The organism is Helicobacter pylori (assembly GCF_030062585.1).
GTDB classification, from domain to species: Bacteria; Campylobacterota; Campylobacteria; order Campylobacterales; family Helicobacteraceae; genus Helicobacter; species Helicobacter pylori_CN.
The window spans coordinates 1,462,819-1,481,256 of the sequence record NZ_CP071935.1; the positions used below are offsets into that span (position 1 = coordinate 1,462,819).

General features: G+C 38.6%; 20 protein-coding genes and 1 pseudogene. 14 read left to right on the forward strand and 7 right to left on the reverse strand.

Annotated elements, in window-relative coordinates; translation table 11 throughout:
• Positions 1-344 precede the first annotated feature (344 nt).
• Complete coding sequence (hsrA, locus tag J5F42_RS07070) at positions 345-1,016, forward strand: response regulator-like transcription factor HsrA (protein WP_001264984.1); 672 nt, start codon at positions 345-347, stop codon at positions 1,014-1,016.
• Positions 1,017-1,207: 191 nt separating this feature from the next.
• Here the strand turns inward: hsrA and J5F42_RS07925 are convergent.
• The 3 genes and pseudogenes from J5F42_RS07925 to flhA all read right to left on the reverse strand — a co-directional run bounded on the left by J5F42_RS07925 (position 1,208) and on the right by flhA (position 5,081).
• Positions 1,208-1,470, reverse strand: a pseudogene (locus tag J5F42_RS07925) (hypothetical protein).
• Positions 1,471-1,806: 336 nt separating this feature from the next.
• Complete coding sequence (locus tag J5F42_RS07075) at positions 1,807-2,850, reverse strand: 3',5'-cyclic-nucleotide phosphodiesterase (RefSeq protein ID WP_198934268.1); 1,044 nt, start codon at positions 2,848-2,850, stop codon at positions 1,807-1,809.
• Between the two features lie 29 nt (positions 2,851-2,879).
• Positions 2,880-5,081, reverse strand: coding sequence for a flagellar biosynthesis protein FlhA (gene flhA / locus J5F42_RS07080; protein ID WP_097699809.1), 2,202 nt, complete (start codon positions 5,079-5,081; stop codon positions 2,880-2,882).
• Positions 5,082-5,217: 136 nt separating this feature from the next.
• Here flhA and rpsO point away from each other — a divergent pair, with 136 nt between their 5' ends.
• The 13 genes from rpsO (at position 5,218) to J5F42_RS07145 (ending at position 15,314) form a co-directional block, all read left to right on the forward strand.
• Positions 5,218-5,490, forward strand: coding sequence for a 30S ribosomal protein S15 (gene rpsO, locus J5F42_RS07085; RefSeq protein WP_001207128.1), 273 nt, complete (start codon positions 5,218-5,220; stop codon positions 5,488-5,490).
• Between the two features lie 30 nt (positions 5,491-5,520).
• Positions 5,521-6,810 carry an O-antigen ligase family protein gene (locus J5F42_RS07090; protein ID WP_283491287.1) on the forward strand — a complete coding sequence of 430 codons (1,290 nt, stop codon included), beginning with the start codon at positions 5,521-5,523 and terminating at the stop codon, positions 6,808-6,810.
• A gap of 130 nt (positions 6,811-6,940) precedes the next feature.
• Entirely contained in the window at positions 6,941-7,444 is a 504-nt protein-coding gene (gene aroQ / locus J5F42_RS07095) for a type II 3-dehydroquinate dehydratase (RefSeq protein ID WP_000699293.1), read from the forward strand.
• 13 nt (positions 7,445-7,457) lie between these two features.
• The gene (locus J5F42_RS07100) at positions 7,458-8,531 is read left to right on the forward strand and encodes an aminopeptidase (RefSeq protein WP_283491288.1); all 1,074 of its coding nucleotides are present in this window, start codon (positions 7,458-7,460) and stop codon (positions 8,529-8,531) included.
• A complete protein-coding gene (gene folK / locus J5F42_RS07105; protein ID WP_001884421.1) occupies positions 8,531-9,019 on the forward strand; it encodes a 2-amino-4-hydroxy-6-hydroxymethyldihydropteridine diphosphokinase in 489 nt (162 codons plus the stop codon). The genes J5F42_RS07100 and folK overlap by 1 nt, the downstream gene beginning before the upstream one ends.
• Positions 9,016-10,392 (forward strand): flagellar biosynthesis GTPase FlhF, encoded by a 1,377-nt coding sequence (flhF, locus tag J5F42_RS07110; RefSeq protein ID WP_283491619.1) that lies wholly within the window; start codon positions 9,016-9,018, stop codon positions 10,390-10,392. Before folK ends, flhF begins: the two co-directional genes overlap by 4 nt.
• A complete protein-coding gene (ylxH, locus tag J5F42_RS07115) occupies positions 10,389-11,273 on the forward strand; it encodes a flagellum site-determining protein YlxH (RefSeq protein WP_283491289.1) in 885 nt (294 codons plus the stop codon). The genes flhF and ylxH overlap by 4 nt, the downstream gene beginning before the upstream one ends.
• A 4-nt stretch (positions 11,274-11,277) precedes the next feature.
• A complete protein-coding gene (locus J5F42_RS07120) occupies positions 11,278-11,592 on the forward strand; it encodes a hypothetical protein (protein ID WP_001265943.1) in 315 nt (104 codons plus the stop codon).
• Positions 11,570-12,337, forward strand: coding sequence for an RNA polymerase sigma factor FliA (locus J5F42_RS07125; protein ID WP_283491290.1), 768 nt, complete (start codon positions 11,570-11,572; stop codon positions 12,335-12,337). The genes J5F42_RS07120 and J5F42_RS07125 overlap by 23 nt, the downstream gene beginning before the upstream one ends.
• Positions 12,330-13,394, forward strand: coding sequence for a flagellar motor switch protein FliM (fliM, locus tag J5F42_RS07130; RefSeq protein ID WP_000763587.1), 1,065 nt, complete (start codon positions 12,330-12,332; stop codon positions 13,392-13,394). Before J5F42_RS07125 ends, fliM begins: the two co-directional genes overlap by 8 nt.
• Before the next feature lie 3 nt (positions 13,395-13,397).
• Positions 13,398-14,255 (forward strand): flagellar motor switch protein FliY, encoded by an 858-nt coding sequence (fliY, locus tag J5F42_RS07135; RefSeq protein WP_283491291.1) that lies wholly within the window; start codon positions 13,398-13,400, stop codon positions 14,253-14,255.
• A 28-nt stretch (positions 14,256-14,283) separates the two neighbouring features.
• Entirely contained in the window at positions 14,284-14,820 is a 537-nt protein-coding gene (locus tag J5F42_RS07140) for a NanQ anomerase/TabA/YiaL family protein (RefSeq protein WP_097699373.1), read from the forward strand.
• Positions 14,817-15,314, forward strand: a complete 498-nt coding sequence (locus J5F42_RS07145; protein WP_000844094.1) for a DUF2147 domain-containing protein — start codon at positions 14,817-14,819, stop codon at positions 15,312-15,314. Before J5F42_RS07140 ends, J5F42_RS07145 begins: the two co-directional genes overlap by 4 nt.
• 20 nt (positions 15,315-15,334) lie before the next feature.
• Here the strand turns inward: J5F42_RS07145 and fur are convergent, their stop codons facing one another.
• The 4 genes from fur to J5F42_RS07165 all read right to left on the reverse strand — a co-directional run bounded on the left by fur (position 15,335) and on the right by J5F42_RS07165 (position 18,366).
• On the reverse strand, positions 15,335-15,787 hold the full coding sequence (gene fur, locus J5F42_RS07150) for a ferric iron uptake transcriptional regulator (RefSeq protein WP_001253271.1): 453 nt from the start codon (positions 15,785-15,787) through the stop codon (positions 15,335-15,337).
• Between the two features lie 159 nt (positions 15,788-15,946).
• Positions 15,947-17,122 (reverse strand): replication-associated recombination protein A, encoded by a 1,176-nt coding sequence (locus J5F42_RS07155; RefSeq protein ID WP_283491292.1) that lies wholly within the window; start codon positions 17,120-17,122, stop codon positions 15,947-15,949.
• Entirely contained in the window at positions 17,119-17,490 is a 372-nt protein-coding gene (locus tag J5F42_RS07160) for a heat shock protein transcriptional repressor HspR (protein WP_000332999.1), read from the reverse strand. Before J5F42_RS07160 ends, J5F42_RS07155 begins: the two co-directional genes overlap by 4 nt.
• A 9-nt stretch (positions 17,491-17,499) precedes the next feature.
• Positions 17,500-18,366, reverse strand: a complete 867-nt coding sequence (locus J5F42_RS07165) for a DnaJ C-terminal domain-containing protein (RefSeq protein ID WP_097699371.1) — start codon at positions 18,364-18,366, stop codon at positions 17,500-17,502.
• Positions 18,367-18,438: the final 72 nt, after the last annotated feature.

Consider the following 18,438-nt stretch of genomic DNA (forward strand, 5'->3'; position numbering starts at 1 on the left):
AAATCTTAAAATCGTAATCAAGCGGTTAAAAAAGGATTAAAACAAGGAGTTAAAAAACAACCGCCAAGACAAAGGGAAAGGAGGGGGAGGTGACCCTTTAATCTTAGCGGTGCCAACCAAACCATAAGGAATGGTTGGATTTGTAATTATACAATAAAATGGTGATTTTTAGTAAATGGTTTTAAAAATTATCCATAAAAACGCTCAAAGGCATTTTTTACAACCAATAATCAAGGGCTTGATTTTAATCAAGCGATAACTTTTATTAATATTTTCTTAAACTAATTTAAAATTATGATATAATCAGTGCTTGAATTACTCTTAAATGCAGGAGTCCATACACCATGCGCGTTCTACTGATTGAAAAAAATTCTGTTTTAGGTGGAGAAATTGAAAAGGGCTTAAATGTTAAAGGCTTTATGGCTGATGTAACAGAGAGTTTAGAGGATGGGGAATACCTTATGGATATTAGGAATTATGACTTAGTTATGGTTAGCGATAAAAACGCTTTAAGTTTTGTTTCTAGAATCAAGGAAAAGCATTCTTCTATTGTTGTTTTAGTTTCTTCTGATAACCCTACAAGCGAAGAAGAAGTCCATGCGTTTGAGCAGGGCGCGGACGATTATATCGCTAAGCCTTACCGCAGCATTAAGGCTTTAGTCGCAAGGATTGAGGCTCGTTTGAGGTTTTGGGGCTCTAATGTGATTGAAATTGGGGATTTGACCATTAGCCCTGATGAAGAAAAGATTATTTACAAGGGGCGTGAAGTTGAAGTGAAAGGGAAGCCTTTTGAAGTGCTTACCCATCTTGCCAGACATAGGGATCAAATCGTCTCCAAAGAACAGCTTTTAGACGCTATTTGGGAAGAGCCTGAAATGGTTACCCCTAATGTGATTGAAGTGGCTATCAATCAAATCCGCCAAAAAATGGATAAACCCTTAGGGATTTCCACGGTTGAAACCGTGAGGCGCAGAGGCTATCGTTTTTGCTACCCCAAACCGGCGTGTGAAGAGTAAACTTCGTAATTTTTTGCTAAAAAATACGATTGGTTGTCGTGGGGTGGAGCGGGTGCGAGATCATTGACAATATTTTAATAACGATAGCAATAATATCATATTATGTTTGGTTGGGTGGTATGATTATTTTATCTGTAGTTGGATTAGTGAGGTATTTTGATTAAAAAACACTCAAATAAATTCATATCAATTCATGGATTTAAATATCCATCAAAATACAAAAATATAAGATTTGGCTCTGTTTTCATTGGATATTGACAAAGTCTTATTTTTGTGGGATTTTTATGGGATACAAGAAAAATACACAAAGAAAACGCTAGCAAGATTTTAAGCTTATGCTGAAATTTTAGTGTAGTGGCGTTGCGAGAACCATAAAACCATGATGACTAATCGTTTCATAGTTGGTTGTCTCGTTTTTAAGATAACCACCCGCTATTACCCCAAACCCTAACATGCTCCAAATACCCGCAACACAAAACAATAAAATAGAGGGATAACTTAAACCACTATTGGCTGTGATTACGGATTAAAAAACCTAAAAATATTAAAAAAGCATTTTTTATACAATCAATAATAAAAAGGCTTGATTTTAACCAAGCGATAACTCTTTAAGCGACCTTTTGGGGTTAGGGGGTTTGTAGGGGAATATAGGGGAATAGTTTTTAAAATACCCCTTTACCTTAAAGAAATGGGTTTATACAAAATGATAAAATAGAAGTTTCTAAACCTTTCCAAAAAGAGTTTTTAAACTCTTGTTAGTTTTTGTTAGCTTGTTACAAACAGCTTAGTTTTAAGCGTTATTAAAGATTTCTTCAATTTGTTCTTTAATATCCCTGTAATTGAAACTCTCCCTAAAGCCATCAATCTTGCCTCCGCTCGCATTCCTATGCCCGCCCCCATTAAAACACATTTGACTGAGTTCACACACATCGCAATTCCCATTCGCTCTTAAGCTCACATTCCCTTTAGAATTCACATCTATATAAAAATCAAAATCCGGATTTTGCGTTAAAAAAAGGTTAGCCAACACGCTAATACCCCCCATAGAATAACTTAAAAACCCTTTTTTATCCTGGTAATAAACGCTGCAATCATGCTTTTTTAAAGAGAGCAAATGCGTTTGCGCGTTTGAAGAGATATTGTCCATCGTTTCTGTATCAGGGTCGCCCCCTAAAGCGATTTTTTTAAGCCTAAACAAATCATTATCATAGGCTACAGGGGCATTTTCTAAAAACAAATAGTTTTTAACTTCTTCTAAAAGCTTTAATTTATAATCGCGGTTTTCATCATCAAACATGAAACGATTCAATTCAGAGCTTTGAGCGATCATGCGCATGCACACCTTGCCTAATTCAAAGCCATAACCTTGCGTGTCCCAAATATCCACAGAATTGACCATTTCCACTAAAGGCTCTAGCCATGTTGTGTTTTTTGGCTCTAAAAGAGCGTAATGCTTTTTCAAAAATTCATACACGATTTTAGTCGCGCAGCGGTTCGTGTCTAAAAAATACCAATGGAAACTCTCAGCCACTTCCTTACCGCTGATATGGTGATCCAAAAGCTGGATTTGAATGCTTTTATTTTGCAAGCGGTGTTCTTGGATTTTATCCTGCAAATACTCTGCTTCATTTAAATTCAAATTCAAATCGCTAACCAAAATAAGGAATTCACTCTCTTTAGATTGAGCGATTGCGTTTAAAATCTCATAAATTCTCGCTGAGACTTCACGCCCGTAATTAGCGTTATAGCATTGGATATTTTTAAAAAATTGTTTTGAAACAAGCTGGCATGCATAGCCATCTAAATCAATGTGTGAAAGGTGGTAAACTTGCATCATTTTCCTTTTTTATTTTATAAATTAAATTAAAAGTTAATGTGGATCGTGCCTAAGGCTTCAAAATTAGAGTTAGGATCTAATTCCGCATGGCTTAGCACGACCACATCAATCCTGGCCTGCTCCATTTGATTAGAAAGAGCTTTTCTTAAATTAGGCTCTACGATCAAAATCACCGGAGCGATCCCTTTTTGCAAGACTTTCATGGCCTCTTCAGAAACCCCTTCAATGAGTTTTTGCAATTCGCTCACATTGAGTAGCAAGCTCTTAGAAGTGCCATTTTCTCGCAATTTATTAAGCAAAAATTGTTCGCTATCGGTAGAAAAGGTTAAAAATTTCAAACGCCCGTCTTCAGATTTAAAAGCGTTAGTGATCACCCTAGAAAGCCTCGCCCTCACTTGTTCGGTTAAGATATTCACATCGTTTTGAACCAATGGGGCAATATCGGTAATCGTTTCTAAAATAGTAAGCATGTCTTTAATGGGGATTTTTTCATGCAACAAGGCTTGCAAGACTGAGCGGATCGCACCGGTGGGGATTTTTTTACTCTCTTCTACAATCGTAGGATAGTCTTTAGCCAAGCGCTCTAAAAGGGATTTCACTTCATCTTTAGTGATAAAATCTTCAGCGTATTTTTTCACTAATTCGCTGGTGTGTGTCGCAATAACGGTGCTTGGATCAATAATAGTATAGCCTTGAATAATGGCTTCTTCTTTATTTTTAGTTTCAATCCATAAAGCGTCCATTCCAAAAGCCGGCTCTTTAGTGGGAATGCCTTCAATTTCTTTATTCACAAAACCGGTATTCATGGCTAAAAACTTATCCGGCATCACCATGCCCTCACCAATCACAATGCCCTTAAGCTTGATTTCATAATGCGTTGGGGGGAGCTGTAAGTTATCTCTGATCCTAATTTGTGGCATCAAAAAACCATAATCGCTCGCTATCTTTTTTCTAATGCCCCTAATCCTTTCTAACAAATCGCCCCCTTGTTTCATGTCCGCTAAGCTGATGAGCTGATAGCCTAAAGCCAATTCTAAAAATTCAATTTTTAACACTTCATCAATCGCTTGTTCTTCTTCTCTTTTAAGCTCTTCTTGGGTTTTAGTTTTTGTGGTGGGGGCATGGGGTTTGATTTTGGAGCTGTGGGGTTTTTCGCTCAAATCCAAGCCGAATTTTTGACTCAAATAATTTTCTAATTTGGTGAGCAATCCGTCTTTTCCCTCCCTGCTAATCAGCCATGCGATGAATAAAAAGAGAGTCCCTACAAACGCTAAAGAAAAGGTAGGGAGTCCAGGAATGGTGGCAAAAAGCAATAAAATCGCCCCCACAATCACTAAAGTTTTGCTTTTATTCGTGAGCTGTGTGATGAGTTTAGAAGCAAAGTCCTCTTCTTCGTTTTGCGTGGTACGAGTGGCGACGATACCAGTCGCTGTCGCAATGATTAAAGCAGGGATTTGCCCTACAAGCCCATCGCCAATGGTTAGGATAGTGAAAGTGCTAGCGCTAAAGCTCAAACTCATATCCCTTTGAAACACGCCCACTAAAAACCCCCCAATGATATTGATAAGCGTGATAATGATAGAAGCGATCGCATCGCCTTTGACGAATTTAGACGCGCCATCCATCGCGCCATAAAAATCCGCTTCTTGGCTTAGAGCGGCACGCCGTTTTTTGGCTTCCTTATCATCAATAAGCCCTGAGTTTAAATCCGCATCAATCGCCATTTGCTTTCCTGGCATAGCGTCTAGGGCGAATCGCGCCCTAACTTCAGTAACCCTAGTAGAGCCATTAGTAACCACTAATAAATTCACTAACACTAAAATACTAAAGATAATCGCCCCAATCACATAATTCCCGCTCACGCTAAATTCCCCAAACGCCGTGATAATATCGCTCACCGCACTAGGCCCTTTATAGCCTTGGGTTAAAATCATTCTAGTAGTCGCTACATTTAAAGCCAAGCGGTATAAGGTTACAATGAGCAATAAAGTGGGGAAAGCGCTAAAATCAGTAGGCTTGTCAATATAAAGCCCGATTAAAATAATCAACACCGATAGCGCGATAGAAATCGTGAGTAAAAAATCCAACACAAAAGGCGGTAACGGCACGATAATGATCGCTAAAATCGCTATCACAAAGACCACAAGGGCTAAGTCTTTGGATTGCAAAAAGCGTTTAAAGACAGGGAAAGTCTTTTTAAAAGCTAATTTGGAGCGTTCGTTTGCCATAATCTAAAATCAATGCCTTAATTTTGGTAGGTGTGTTTGTCTCTTATTATAATATAAAGTTTAAAAGTATGACACAAAAAAGCTTATTTTACGCTATAATGCGATCTTTATTAAATTACCAATTTAGGAGGTCGTTATGGCTTTGAATCTGGAGAAAAAACAAGAAATCATTAAAGCGTTTGCCACTAAGGAAAACGATACGGGTTCTTGTGAGGTGCAAGTGGCGTTGTTGAATGAAAGGATCAAGCTTTTAACCGAGCATTTAAAGACTAACCCTAAAGATCATTCCAGTCGTTTAGGGCTTTTAAAATTAGTCGCTCAAAGACGCAACTTGTTGAAATACATCAAACGCACTAATCATGCGCGTTATGTGGTTTTGATTGAAAAGTTAGGCATTAAAGACAGATAATTTTTATCGGTTTTAGGGTATGGCGAGTTTGTGTTGAAAGAGCGTTTAAAAGCCTTTTTTAGTGCGGACTCTGTTTTCACTTTAATTTTTGCCCTTTTTTTTCTCACTTCGTTTAAAAAGCCTTTAACGCAAGTCTTGTTGATTGTTTTAATGGTTTTTTTGCTTCTTAGGTGTTATTTCCAAGCGTCTTTGAAAGAAACTTTCACGATTAATCATTTAAAAACCATGCCTTTCAAATGGCTCACTCTGGCTTTTTTGGGCGTGTTTTTAAGCATCTTCCCTAACATGTTTAACATGCATGATAGCCAAACTTTCCGCTACAATTTATTCGCTCTAAACATGTCCTTAACTTACGCTTGCGGGGCGTTATGCTTGCTTTTTGCGAGCCGTTTAAGAATCAAATTGAATCAAAAAATCCTTTTTTATAGCATGGCTGTTGCAAATTTCATCAACGGCTTGCTTTCATTAGTGCAAAAAATTTATTTTAACATGCCCAGAGCGCAAGGGTTTAGCACGGTTAAGGAGTATGTGGTTTTAGTGAGCGTGTCCATTTTAGGCTGTTATATTTACGCGCTTTATTCGCACAATCAAAAAGAAAAACTTTTTTTCACTCTTTCTGTTTTCGTGGGGTTTTTAGTCGTTATTTTAAGCGCTACAAGGAGTGCAACAATCGCTTTTGTGGCTACTTTTTTAATCCTGTCTTGCTTTATTTTATACGCCAAAAAATCGCTCAAACCATTGGGTTATATGGTGGTTGTGAGTCTTATTTTGAGTGCTTTGTATGTGGGGAGTAACGCTTTAGAAAAAAGGGGGGCAATAGAGCAATCTAGAGTTCAAAACCAAAGCTTTGAAGAGGATTTGAAACGCTACGCTAAAAAGGACGCCGATAGCAGTATCGGGTGGCGTTTGGAGCGCTGGAAAGAAGCCCTAACGGTTTTGCGTTTAAGGCCCTTTTTTGGTATGGCCGCTAGCGAGAAATGCCAGAGGTTAGAAGAGATTTTATCCTTATCAAAGTCTTATAGAGCCAAAGATTTGATTCTTTGTTATGAAAGATACGACAATCAAATCATTCACATTTTAGCCACTAGGGGGATCATAGGCTTTTTGATCTGGCTCTTTTTCTTGTTAGTCATTGTAAAGATTTTTTGGAGCGGGATAAAGCAAAACTCTTTAATATCGTTTTTTATACTAATGACACTCGCCTTTTATCTTATTTTTGGCATCGGATTTGACCCCTTTGATTTCTTCATTACGGGAAGTTTTTTTGTGGGAATGATCATGATGGCTGTTTTTTTAAAAAAGGATAAAAGCGTTTTTTAGCATCAAGGGGTTTGATGTTAGTCAAGCGGTAGTTTCTTGACAATGCGTTCTTAGGGGGATTTAAGGGGTAAGATAAAAACTTATGCTATAATGTGGTTTCATTCCATATTCAACAAGGAGAAATAAATTAATGAAAATTTTAGTGATTCAAGGGCCTAATTTAAACATGTTAGGACACAGAGACCCAAGACTTTATGGCATGGTAACCTTAGACCAAATTCATGAAATCATGCAAACTTTCGTGAAACAAGGCAATTTAGAAGTGGAATTAGAGTTTTTTCAAACCAATTTTGAGGGCGAAATCATTGATAAAATCCAAGAGAGCGTGGGCAGCGATTATGAAGGGATTATCATTAACCCTGGAGCGTTTTCGCACACTTCTATTGCGATTGCGGATGCGATCATGCTAGCGGGCAAACCTGTCATTGAAGTGCATCTCACTAACATTCAAGCCAGAGAAGAATTCAGGAAAAATTCTTACACTGGAGCGGCTTGTGGAGGCGTGATCATGGGATTTGGCCCGCTTGGTTACAACATGGCTTTAATGGCGATGGTCAATATTTTAGCCGAAATGAAAGCGTTCCAAGAAGCCCAAAAAAACAACCCTAATAACCCCATTAACAATCAAAAATAAAAGGGGGCTACCCATGAAAGGATTAGAAAGAGAATCGCATTTCACGCTCAATGAGAACGCGATGTTTTTTGAGTGTGCTTATAGTTGCGATAACGCTTTGTTTTTGCAATTAGACGATCGCTCGTTTTTTATCACTGATTCTCGCTACACTCAAGAAGCTAAAGAAAGCATTCAGCCTAAAAATGGCGTTTTAGCGGAAGTGATAGAATCTAGTGATTTAGTGCAAAGCGCGATTGATTTGATCGCAAAGAGTTCGGTTAAAAAGCTCTTTTTTGACCCCAATCAAGTGAATTTGCAAACCTACAAGCGTTTAAATTCAGCGGTTGGGAATAAGGTTGTTTTAAAGGGCGTGCCTAGTTACCACCGCCAAAAACGCATCATTAAAAACGAACATGAGATCCAACTTCTCAAAAAATCTCAAGCCTTGAATGTTGAAGCTTTTGAAAATTTTGCCGAGTATGTGAAAAAGATTTTTGATGAAAAAGAGTCATTGAGCGAGCGGTATTTGCAGCATAAGGTTAAGGACTTTTTGACTAAAGAGGGGGTTTATGATCTGAGTTTTGAGCCTATTTTAGCCTTGAATGCGAACGCGAGCAAGCCCCATGCTTTGCCTAGTGCGAAGGATTTTTTAAAAGCGGAGCATAGCATTCTTTTGGATATGGGGATCAAATACGAACGCTATTGCTCAGATAGGACTCGCACGGCTTTTTTTGACCCTAAAGATTTTGTCTTCACAAGAGAGCAGAGTTTCAAGGATAAAGAGCGTCAAAAGATTTATGACATTGTGAAAGAAGCACAAGAAAAGGCTATTTCAGGCATTAGAGCGGGCATGACCGGTAAAGAAGCGGACAGTTTGGCTAGGGGGGTGATTAGCGATTATGGTTATGGGCAGTATTTCACTCACAGCACCGGGCATGGCATTGGCTTAGACATTCATGAGCTTCCTTATATTTCATCGCGCAGTGGAACCATTTTAGAAGAGGGCATGGTGTTTTCTGTGGAGCCTGGGATTTATATCCCTGGATTTTTTGGGGTGCGCATTGAAGATTTAGTGGTGATTAAAAATTCTAGGGCTGAGCTTTTGTGATGCGAGAGATCCTTACTAGCCGCTTTTTCCCTAGCCTTTTTAAAAAAAGGCTTGATTTTTCTAACAGGGTGGTTTTAGGGTTGGGATCTAATCTTAAAAATCCTTTAAAAATATTAAAAAATTGTTTTTTATATTTTAAAAATCATAGTAAAATCGGGAAAATTTTTTCTTCGCCCATTTATATCAATCCGCCTTTTGGTTACACTAATCAACCTAACTTTTATAACGCTACGATTATCCTTAAAACATCTTTAAGTTTACGCCATTTTTTTGCTCTGGTTTTTTATATAGAAAGGCGTTTTGGGCGCAAAAGGAAGCGCGATTTTAAAGACGCTCCAAGAACTTTAGATATTGACATTATCGCTTTCAACCAAGTCATTTTAAGGCAGAACGATTTGACTTTACCTCACCCTAAATGGAGTGAAAGGGATTCGGTGTTAGTGCCTTTAACTTTGCAACAAATCCTTTTTAAAAGAGAAGAGTGGTGAAATTCTATACTTATAGTGGGGAGACGGCCGCTGAAGCTTTAAAGATCGCTCAAAGCCACCATGGGGTGGATACGCTGGTGTTTAAAACGCAAGAAATCCGTAAAAAAACGCTCACTTCTTCTGGGCTTTATGAAATCGTTGTGGCGGTTGAAGAAGAGAGCGAAAACAAGCCCCCTAAAGCCCCCCTTATTCTAGAAAGCTTGTATGATGAAGAATTGAATGAAGAAGACGTGGTCATGCAGCTTTCAAGCACTGTAGAAGAAATGCGCAAACTCGCCGGGGTTTCATCTAATCAGCGCAACTATAGTTTTTCAAAAAATAAGATCCTTTTAGAAAAAGACGCCCCGTTAGAGGATACGCCTTTAGAGGCTAATAAGCAGGACGCTTTATTGCAAGCCTTAAAAGATGAAGCCAACCATAAAAAAGAAAGAGAAAAAAGAGAGGTCAAACAAGAAGAAGAGATTAAAGATATTAATCTGCAATTAAGTAAAATCAGAGACAGCTTAAAACTCATTCAAAACATGTTTTGGGATGAGAAAAACCCCAATTCTGTCAATATCCCTCAAGAATTTGCCGAAATTTACAAACTGGCCAAACAAAGCGGGATGAAATCCAGCCATTTAGATGAAATCATGCAATTGAGCCTGGAATTGATGCCTTTACGCATGCGGGAAAATTCCGTAACGATCAAGCGTTATTTTAGAGAAGTGTTGCGCAAAATGATCTTATGCCGCCCTGAAGATTTGAATTTAAGGCAAAAACGCATCTTAATGCTTGTAGGGCCAACAGGCGTGGGGAAAACGACGACTTTAGCTAAATTAGCCGCGCGCTATTCTAGAATGCTCGCTAAAAAATACAAGGTGGGCATTATCACTTTAGACAATTATCGCATTGGGGCTTTGGAGCAATTGAGTTGGTATGCTAATAAAATGAAAATGAGTATAGAAGCGGTGATTGACGCTAAGGATTTTGCTAAAGAAATTGAAGCGTTGGAATACTGCGATTTTATTTTAGTGGATACGACAGGGCATTCGCAATACGATAAAGAAAAAATTGCCGGTTTGAAGGAATTTATAGATGGGGGTTATAATATTGATGTGTCCTTAGTGCTTTCAGTTACCACTAAGTATGAAGACATGAAAGATATTTATGATTCTTTTGGGGTGTTAGGGATTGACACTTTAATCTTTACAAAATTGGACGAGAGTAGGGGGTTAGGGAATTTGTTTTCTTTAGTGCATGAAAGCCAAAAGCCTATCAGCTATCTTTCTGTTGGGCAAGAAGTGCCTATGGATTTGAAAGTGGCTACTAATGAATATTTAGTGGATTGCATGCTAGATGGCTTTAGTAACCCTAATAAGGAACAAGCATGAACAATCAAGCGAGCCGTTTAGATAATTTGATGAATCTTAAAAGCCCTAAAAGTTTTTTTGATAATAAAGGGAATACCAAATTCATCGCTATCACAAGCGGTAAGGGAGGCGTGGGGAAGTCCAACATTAGCGCTAATTTAGCCTACTCTCTATACAAGAAAGGTTATAAGGTAGGGGTGTTTGATGCGGATATTGGTTTAGCGAATTTAGATGTGATTTTTGGGGTGAAAACCCATAAAAATATCTTGCATGCCTTAAAGGGTGAAGCCAAATTACAAGAAATCATTTGCGAGATTGAACCCGGGCTTTGCTTAATTCCCGGGGATAGCGGCGAAGAAATTTTAAAATACATTAGCGGTGCAGAAGCTTTAGATCAATTCGTAGATGAAGAGGGGGTTTTAAGCTCTTTAGATTATATTGTGGTTGATACAGGCGCTGGGATTGGAGCCACTACGCAAGCGTTTTTGAACGCGAGCGATTGCGTGGTGATTGTTACCACACCCGATCCATCAGCGATTACCGATGCGTATGCATGCATTAAAATCAACTCCAAAAATAAAGATGAATTGTTTCTTATCGCTAACATGGTAGCCCAACCTAAAGAGGGCAGGGCGACTTATGAAAGGCTGTTTAAGGTGGCTAAAAACAATATCGCTTCATTAGAATTGCACTATTTAGGGGCGATTGAAAACAGCTCTTTATTGAAACGCTATGTGAGAGAGCGGAAAATTTTAAGAAAAATAGCCCCTAACGATTTGTTTTCGCAATCCATTGATCAGATAGCGAGCCTTTTGGTTTCTAAACTAGAAACCGGTGCTTTAGAAATACCAAAAGAAGGTTTGAAAAGCTTTTTTAAAAGGCTTTTGAAGTATTTGGGGTAGACTGATGAGAGTTCAAAATTTTATCCATTTTTCTGTTGTGGTAGGGTTTTTTTTAGGGTTAGTGTTTTCGGTGTTGAAATTCAATGAGCCAGAGAGCATTCTATTATGGACGGTGTTATCCACGCTTGGGGGGTATTTGATCGCCTTATTGTTTGCGTCTATTTTTATCGCTTGCACGGATTTAGATATTTGTCTTTTTGACAAAAAAGGCACTGAAGAGAGTTTGCTTCGTTTCAACCATGAGTTTAAAAACAGAGAAAAAGAAGTGGCTAGTATTTTAAATTACATTAGAAATTATGATTTTGATGATGGAAAATAGAATGCCCAAAGAAATTCAAAAAACTGAAGCGAGCGAAAAAAGTATAGAAAAGGTTTTGAACGCCTATGACAAGCAGCAACACCACCATCAAGACGCGCTCGCTATCCAGTATTTACCGGCCGTGCGCGCCATGGCGTTTCGTTTAAAAGAGCGCTTGCCCAGCTCTATTGATTTTAACGATCTGGTTTCTATTGGCACTGAAGAATTGATTAAATTAGCCAGGCGTTATGAGAGCGCGTTAAATGATTCTTTTTGGGGGTATGCTAAAACGCGCGTCAATGGGGCAATGTTAGATTATTTGCGCTCTTTAGATGTGATTTCTCGCTCCAACAGAAAGCTGATTAAAAGCATTGATATTGAGATCACCAAACACCTTAATGAGCATGGGAAAGAGCCTAGCGATGCGTATTTAGCAGAAGCTCTAGGAGAAAATATTGAAAAGATTAGAGAAGCCAAAACGGCTTCAGATATTTATGCGTTAGTGCCAATAGATGAGCAATTCAATGCGATTGAGCAAGATGAAATCACTAAAAAGATTGAAGCAGAAGAGTTGTTAGAGCATGTCCAAAAAGCGCTGAATCAAATGAGCGAAAGAGAGCAAATCCTTATCCAGCTTTATTACTTTGAAGAGTTGAATTTGAGCGAGATCAAAGAGATTTTAGGCATTACTGAATCGCGCATTTCTCAAATCATTAAAGAAGTGATTAAAAAGGTGCGCCAATCCTTAGGAGTGGATCATGGCTGATATTTTAAGCCAAGAAGAAATTGATGCGCTTTTAGAAGTCGTTGATGAGAACGTGGATATTCAAAATGTCCAAAAAAAAGATATTATCCCCCAACGCAGTGTAACCCTCTATGATTTCAAGCGCCCTAATCGTGTGAGTAAGGAGCAATTGCGCTCTTTTAGGAGTATCCATGACAAAATGGCTAGGAATCTTTCCAGTCAAGTCTCTTCTATCATGCGTTCTATTGTAGAGATCCAGCTCCATAGCGTGGATCAAATGACTTATGGCGAATTTTTGATGAGTTTGCCTAGCCCTACGAGTTTTAATGTCTTTTCCATGAAGCCTATGGGGGGAACGGGGGTTTTAGAGATTAATCCTAGCATCGCTTTCCCTATGATTGACAGACTATTAGGGGGTAAGGGGAGCGCGTATGATCAAAATAGGGAGTTTAGCGATATTGAATTGAATTTATTGGATACGATTTTACGCCAGGTGATGCAAATTTTAAAAGAAGTGTGGTCGCCTGTGGTGGAGATGTATCCTACCATTGACGCTAAAGAATCCAGCGCGAATGTGGTCCAAATCGTCGCTCAAAATGAAATTTCTATCATGGTGGTTTTAGAGATTATCATTGGGCATAGCCGTGGGATGATGAACATTTGCTACCCGGTGATTTCCATTGAGAGCATTCTTTCTAAAATGGGGAGTAGGGATTTCATGCTTTCAGAGACGAACTCCAAAAAGAGCCGTAATAAGGAATTGCAAGCGCTATTGAGCGGGGTGAGCGTGGATATGATGGTGTTTTTGGGCGCGGTGGAATTGAGTTTGAAAGAAATGCTGGATTTAGATGTGGGGGATACTATCCGGTTGAATAAAGTCGCTAACGATGAAGTGAGCGTGTATGTGCATAAAAAAAAGCGTTATTTAGCGAGCGTGGGGTTTCAAGGGTATAGGAAAACCATTCAAATTAAAGAAGTGATCTATAGCGAAAAAGAACGCACTAAAGAAATTTTAGAAATGCTAGAAGAACAGCGCAGAGGCAAAGTGGGCGATATTATGAAGATAGAAGAAGAGTGAGAAATGCAAGATTTTATTAAAATTTTTATTCAAGAGGTTGTCTCTACTTTAGAAGGGTTAGTGGGTAAGGCTCCAAGCGTGGGATTAGAAAAAGAAGTTTCTAACAATGAAGAAGCGAGTTTAATCAGCCTGCCTTATGCAAGGGTTAAGATTAGCGCGATTGAAAAAGAAGAGAGCTCTATTGAATTACTGGCTCCGGTTGATTTAGTTACCGCTTTAAGCGATTTGATGCTAGGAGGTGAGGGGGCGAGTAAGGAAGAAATGGATAATGACGATTTAGACGCTTTTAAAGAAATGGCTTCTAATATTTTTGGCGCGATCGCTACAAGCTTGAAATCTCAAGAATTGCTCCCTAAACTCAATTTCACCACTATAAACGCTGAGATCGCTAAAGAGCTTCCTAAAAAAGAAGATTACGCTAAGGCGATGGTGTTTTCTTTTAAAATGGAAGCCATCAAAGAAAGCCAAATCGTTTTATTGACTACGACAGCTTTTGAACGCCAATTTGAAAAAACGCATAAAGAAGAAAAAAAAGAAACGACAGAGAGCGTTGCTGAAGAGGTTAAAACCCACGATGCGTCTTTAGAAAACATAGAAATCCGCAATATCAGCATGCTTTTAGACGTGAAATTGAACGTTAAGGTGCGCATCGGGCAAAAAAAAATGATTTTAAAAGATGTGGTCTCTATGGATATAGGGAGCGTGGTAGAGTTGGATCAATTGGTGAATGACCCTTTAGAAATTCTTGTAGATGACAAGGTGATCGCTAAGGGAGAAGTGGTGATCGTGGATGGGAATTTTGGCATTCAAATCACGGATATTGGCACTAAAAAGGAACGCTTAGAGCAACTGAAAAATTAAACCATTTTAGAGTAAAAAAGGAAGGATTATGGCTATTTTTGGGGAATTAGGCTCGCTTGGGCATTTGTTTAAAAAAACGCAAGAATTAGAAATTTTGCATGCGTATTTAAAAGAGGTCATGCAAAAGGGTAGTGGAGCGAATCAAAGGGTTTTAAACCTCGATCCTAATACAGAATTTCAAACGCCTTTAGGGCATGGCATTTTTAGCATAGAGCAGAGTTATTGTTTAGAGCATGCCAAAGAAAGCGAGAAAGGCTTTTTTGAAAGCCACCGACAATATGTGGATTTCCAATTGATCATTAAAGGCGTTGAGGGGGCTAAGGTGGCAGATATAAATAGGGCTGTCATTAAAACCCCTTATGATGAAAAAAAAGACTTGATCGTTTATGAGCCGGTTAGTGAAGCTTCTTTTTTGCGTTTGAGCGCGGGCATGCTGGCTATTTTTTTGGAAAGCGATGCGCATGCGTTGAGGTTCTATGGAGAGTCTTTTGAAAAATATAGGGAAGAGCCGATTTTTAAAGCGGTCGTTAAAATGCCTAAAGGATTGATCAAATTAAAATTATGAAATCGGTGAGTCTTGTTATAGTTTTTTGTTGTTTTTTAGGGGCTGTAGAGTTGCCTGGAATTTATCAAACTCAGGAATTTTTATACATGAAAAGCTCTTTTGTGGAGTTTTTTGAGCATAATGGGAAGTTCTATGCCTATGGTATTTCTGATGTGGATGGCTCTAAAGCCAAAAAAGACAAACTCAATCCTAACTCAAAGCTAAGGAATCGCAGCGATAAAGGCGTGGTGTTTTTAAGCGATTTGATTAAGGTTGGGGAACGATCTTATAAAGGCGGTAAAGCGTATAATTTTTATGACGGCAAGACCTACTATGTAAGGGTTACTCAAAATTCAAACGGGGATTTGAAATTCACTTCAAGCTATGATAAATGGGGGTATGTGGGCAAGACTTTCACTTGGAAACGCTTGAGCGATGAAGAAATCAAAAATCTAAAACTCAAGCGTTTTAACCTAGACGAAGTCCTTAAAACCATTAAAGATAGCCCTATTTAAGCTAGCTTCTTTAAATTTTTTTAATCATCACTCTCTTGGCATTCTTTACACCACACAAACATTTTCATGTCATGGCTAATCAGCTTGGCTTGATATTTTTTAACGACTTCATTCTGGCGGTGTTCAATTTCAGGGTCTGCAAATTCAATGATCTTACCGCAATGCAAACAAATGATGTGATCATGGTGCTCTTTAGCCGCAATTTCATAGCGCCGGCCGCTTTTTGAAGTCTCTAAAACGCAGATAAAATTTTCTTTTTCTAAGAAATTCAAAATGCGATAGACTGAAGAAATGCTGGTGTTTTTGTCCTTTTGGCGGATAGAGTGCGTGATTTCTTCAGGGCTTAGGTGTGTACCGCTGCGATACAAAACGCTCACCACTTCTTCTCTTTGTTTTGAATTTTTGAGTCCGTTTTTTTTGATAGACATCCTCAAGCGCTCTAAAATGGATTCTAAAGTTTCTAACCTTCTCATGCTAATATTTCCCTTGTCCGTAAAATGATTTTTATAACTAGAATGTTATTATACAATAATAATGCGATGAACCATAGATAAAACTCATTATTATTTTAATTCAATCAAAAAATGTTGATTTTTTATTACCATTGTCGCATTTTAATGCAACTTATAAGATCAATTTCTTATTTTATCAAGCCATTCTAAAAGGGTTTTTTCAAACCCTATGCCTTGAGAAGAAACCAAATCTAGGGGTTTTTCCAAATAATCTTGTTTGACATAGCCGTTATAATCATGTGGGTAAAGGTAGTCTTTAGCGTTAGGCAACAGGTGTTTAGGAATAGGGTAGAGTGAGCCTTTTTGAACGCAATCCAAAGCCTGATTGATCGCTCTATAAGCCGTGTTGGATTTAGGCGAACAAGCCAGATAAATCACGCATTGGCTTAAAATGATGCGCGCTTCAGGGTAGCCGATTTGTTTGACTGCAAACAAGCAAGAAGTGGCTAAATTAAGGGCGTTTGGGTTAGCGTTACCAATATCTTCGCTCGCAAAAATCACCAGCCTTCTGGCGATAAATTCCGGGTTTTCCCCGCCAGCAATCAAACGCGCCAGATAATAGATGGAAGCGTTTTCATCGCTCCCTCTTAAAGACTTGATTAACGCGCTAGTAAGGTTATAATGCGTATCATCGCTATAAGATCCGTCATTTAGGCTATGAGGCCGTAAGGATTGCAGCGTTTCTAAAGTGATAGGATTTTCTATTTTAGCGCTCAAATCTAAAAGGTTTAATAACGCTCTAGCGTCGCCAGCGCTGTTGTTTAAAAGATAGGTTTTAGCGTCAGGCTCTATTTGTTTTTTGAGCAATGTTAAAGCTTTAGCGCAAAGCTTGTCTAAATCGCTCTTTTTTAGGGGGGTTAATTCAAAAATAAAACTTCTTGAGCGGATCGCATGGCTTAGGCTGTAATTAGGATCTTGCGTGCTAGCCCCTAAGATTAAAGCGTGATTTTTTTCCATAATGGGGAGTAAAAATTCTTGTTGGGTTTTATTCAATCTGTGGGTTTCATCAATAAAAACAACGGGTTTTAAAAGGGTGTTTTGGTAATTTTTAAGCTTAAGGCGCAAATCCTCTAGCTTAAAATCCGTCGCATTGAATAAAAGAATGGGGCGCTCCAGCATGCAAGCGATGATTTGAGCTAGGCTTGTTTTGCCCACGCCAGGAGGGCCATAGAAAAAGGCATGGGGGAAGTGTTTGGATTGTAGGGCTTTAAATAAGGGGGCGTCTTTCCCCACTAAATGCTCTTGGCCTAAAAAATCTTCTAGGCTTGTGGGGTTTAAAAGTGCAGTCAAACTCATTTTTTAAATAAAATCAATTCGTAAAAATTCGTAGGGGTGTTTAGATTTTTCGTTGGGGTTTTGGTGTTTTTAGAGTGTTTTTGCAGAGCGTCTTGCAATTCTTTATTGAGATTGTCTAATTCATCAAGCTTTTCTTTTAAACGCAAGATAATATCCACGCCCGCTAGATTAACCCCCATATCCCTTGTAAGGCGTAAAATCGTTTTGATTTTGTCCATGTCTCGTTGGGAATACAAGCGCATTTTCCCATCAGTCCTGCTAGGCTCTATCAAACCCTCTTTTTCGTATTGGCGCAAGGTTTGAGGGTGCACGCCTAAGATTTTAGCCACAACGCTGATTAAATAAAGCGGTTCATCATAATCACACACGATTCCTCCTTACAATTCTTTTTCTAATAACGCTTTTAACTCATTAGAAAGCGTTTCCGTTTTAGGCAAAATCAAACGAGCCTGCAAATACAAATCCCCCACATGCGAAGTTTTTCTGTTTTTAATCCCTTTTTCTTTAATGCGGAATTTTTGCATCGCTTTGGTGTTAGGGGGAATGGTTAGGGTTAAGGTTTTATGCCAAGTAGCGATTTCAATTTTCCCTCCAAAAAGAGCCGTCTTTAAGGGTAAATCAAAGGTTTGGATAATATCGTCTTTTTCGCGCCTATACATTTCATCTTCTTCAATATGGATCTCTAAGAGCAAATCGCCCCTACCCGTTCGCCCCGTTTTCCCCTTGTTGCGAACCCTGATTTTTTCGCCCTCTTCCACGCCGATAGGGATTTTAAGGCTAAAAGTGTCATTATTGATGCTCACTTGTTTTTTATTGCCTAAAAGGGTGTCTAAAACAGAGACATTTAAAGTGGCGGTCATGTCTAAATTTTCAGGGGCGAAATTGGAAAAATTAAAGCCAGAAAAGCCTTGCGAGTTTTGAGAAAATCTTTGCGAAAAGCCTCCTCTCCCAAAAATAGAGCTTAAAATATCGTCTAAATCTTCACTAGTTCTGCGGCTTCTGGCAAAATCGCTGAAATTCTGCCCCCCAAACATGTTGTCGCCAAACTGATCGTATTGGCGGCGTTTTTCTTCGTCGCTTAAAATTTCATAAGCGGCGTTGATTTCTTTGAATTTCTCTTCGGCTTCTTTGGTTTTATTCAAATCCGGATGGTATTGCCTAGCTAAACGGCGGTAGGATTTTTTGATTTCATCTTGGCTGGCGTTTTCGCTCACGTTTAAAGTTTGGTATAAACTCTTACTCATGGATCACCTTTAAAATAGTTTTATTAGAATACTATCATAAATCTTTAGTGTTAGTCAATCAAGTTTATTGAT

Bases quoted from the DNA above. Each gene is read 5' to 3' on its own strand.
- hsrA (WP_001264984.1), top strand. From the start codon at position 345: ATGCGCGTTCTACTGATTGAAAAAAATTCTGTTTTAGGTGGAGAAATT.
- J5F42_RS07075 (WP_198934268.1), bottom strand. From the start codon at position 2,850: ATGCAAGTTTACCACCTTTCACACATTGATTTAGATGGCTATGCATGC.
- flhA (WP_097699809.1), bottom strand. From the start codon at position 5,081: ATGGCAAACGAACGCTCCAAATTAGCTTTTAAAAAGACTTTCCCTGTC.
- rpsO (WP_001207128.1), top strand. From the start codon at position 5,218: ATGGCTTTGAATCTGGAGAAAAAACAAGAAATCATTAAAGCGTTTGCC.
- aroQ (WP_000699293.1), top strand. From the start codon at position 6,941: ATGAAAATTTTAGTGATTCAAGGGCCTAATTTAAACATGTTAGGACAC.
- J5F42_RS07100 (WP_283491288.1), top strand. From the start codon at position 7,458: ATGAAAGGATTAGAAAGAGAATCGCATTTCACGCTCAATGAGAACGCG.
- folK (WP_001884421.1), top strand. From the start codon at position 8,531: ATGCGAGAGATCCTTACTAGCCGCTTTTTCCCTAGCCTTTTTAAAAAA.
- ylxH (WP_283491289.1), top strand. From the start codon at position 10,389: ATGAACAATCAAGCGAGCCGTTTAGATAATTTGATGAATCTTAAAAGC.
- J5F42_RS07120 (WP_001265943.1), top strand. From the start codon at position 11,278: ATGAGAGTTCAAAATTTTATCCATTTTTCTGTTGTGGTAGGGTTTTTT.
- J5F42_RS07125 (WP_283491290.1), top strand. From the start codon at position 11,570: ATGATTTTGATGATGGAAAATAGAATGCCCAAAGAAATTCAAAAAACT.
- fliM (WP_000763587.1), top strand. From the start codon at position 12,330: ATGGCTGATATTTTAAGCCAAGAAGAAATTGATGCGCTTTTAGAAGTC.
- fliY (WP_283491291.1), top strand. From the start codon at position 13,398: ATGCAAGATTTTATTAAAATTTTTATTCAAGAGGTTGTCTCTACTTTA.
- J5F42_RS07140 (WP_097699373.1), top strand. From the start codon at position 14,284: ATGGCTATTTTTGGGGAATTAGGCTCGCTTGGGCATTTGTTTAAAAAA.
- J5F42_RS07145 (WP_000844094.1), top strand. From the start codon at position 14,817: ATGAAATCGGTGAGTCTTGTTATAGTTTTTTGTTGTTTTTTAGGGGCT.
- fur (WP_001253271.1), bottom strand. From the start codon at position 15,787: ATGAGAAGGTTAGAAACTTTAGAATCCATTTTAGAGCGCTTGAGGATG.
- J5F42_RS07155 (WP_283491292.1), bottom strand. From the start codon at position 17,122: ATGAGTTTGACTGCACTTTTAAACCCCACAAGCCTAGAAGATTTTTTA.
- J5F42_RS07165 (WP_097699371.1), bottom strand. From the start codon at position 18,366: ATGAGTAAGAGTTTATACCAAACTTTAAACGTGAGCGAAAACGCCAGC.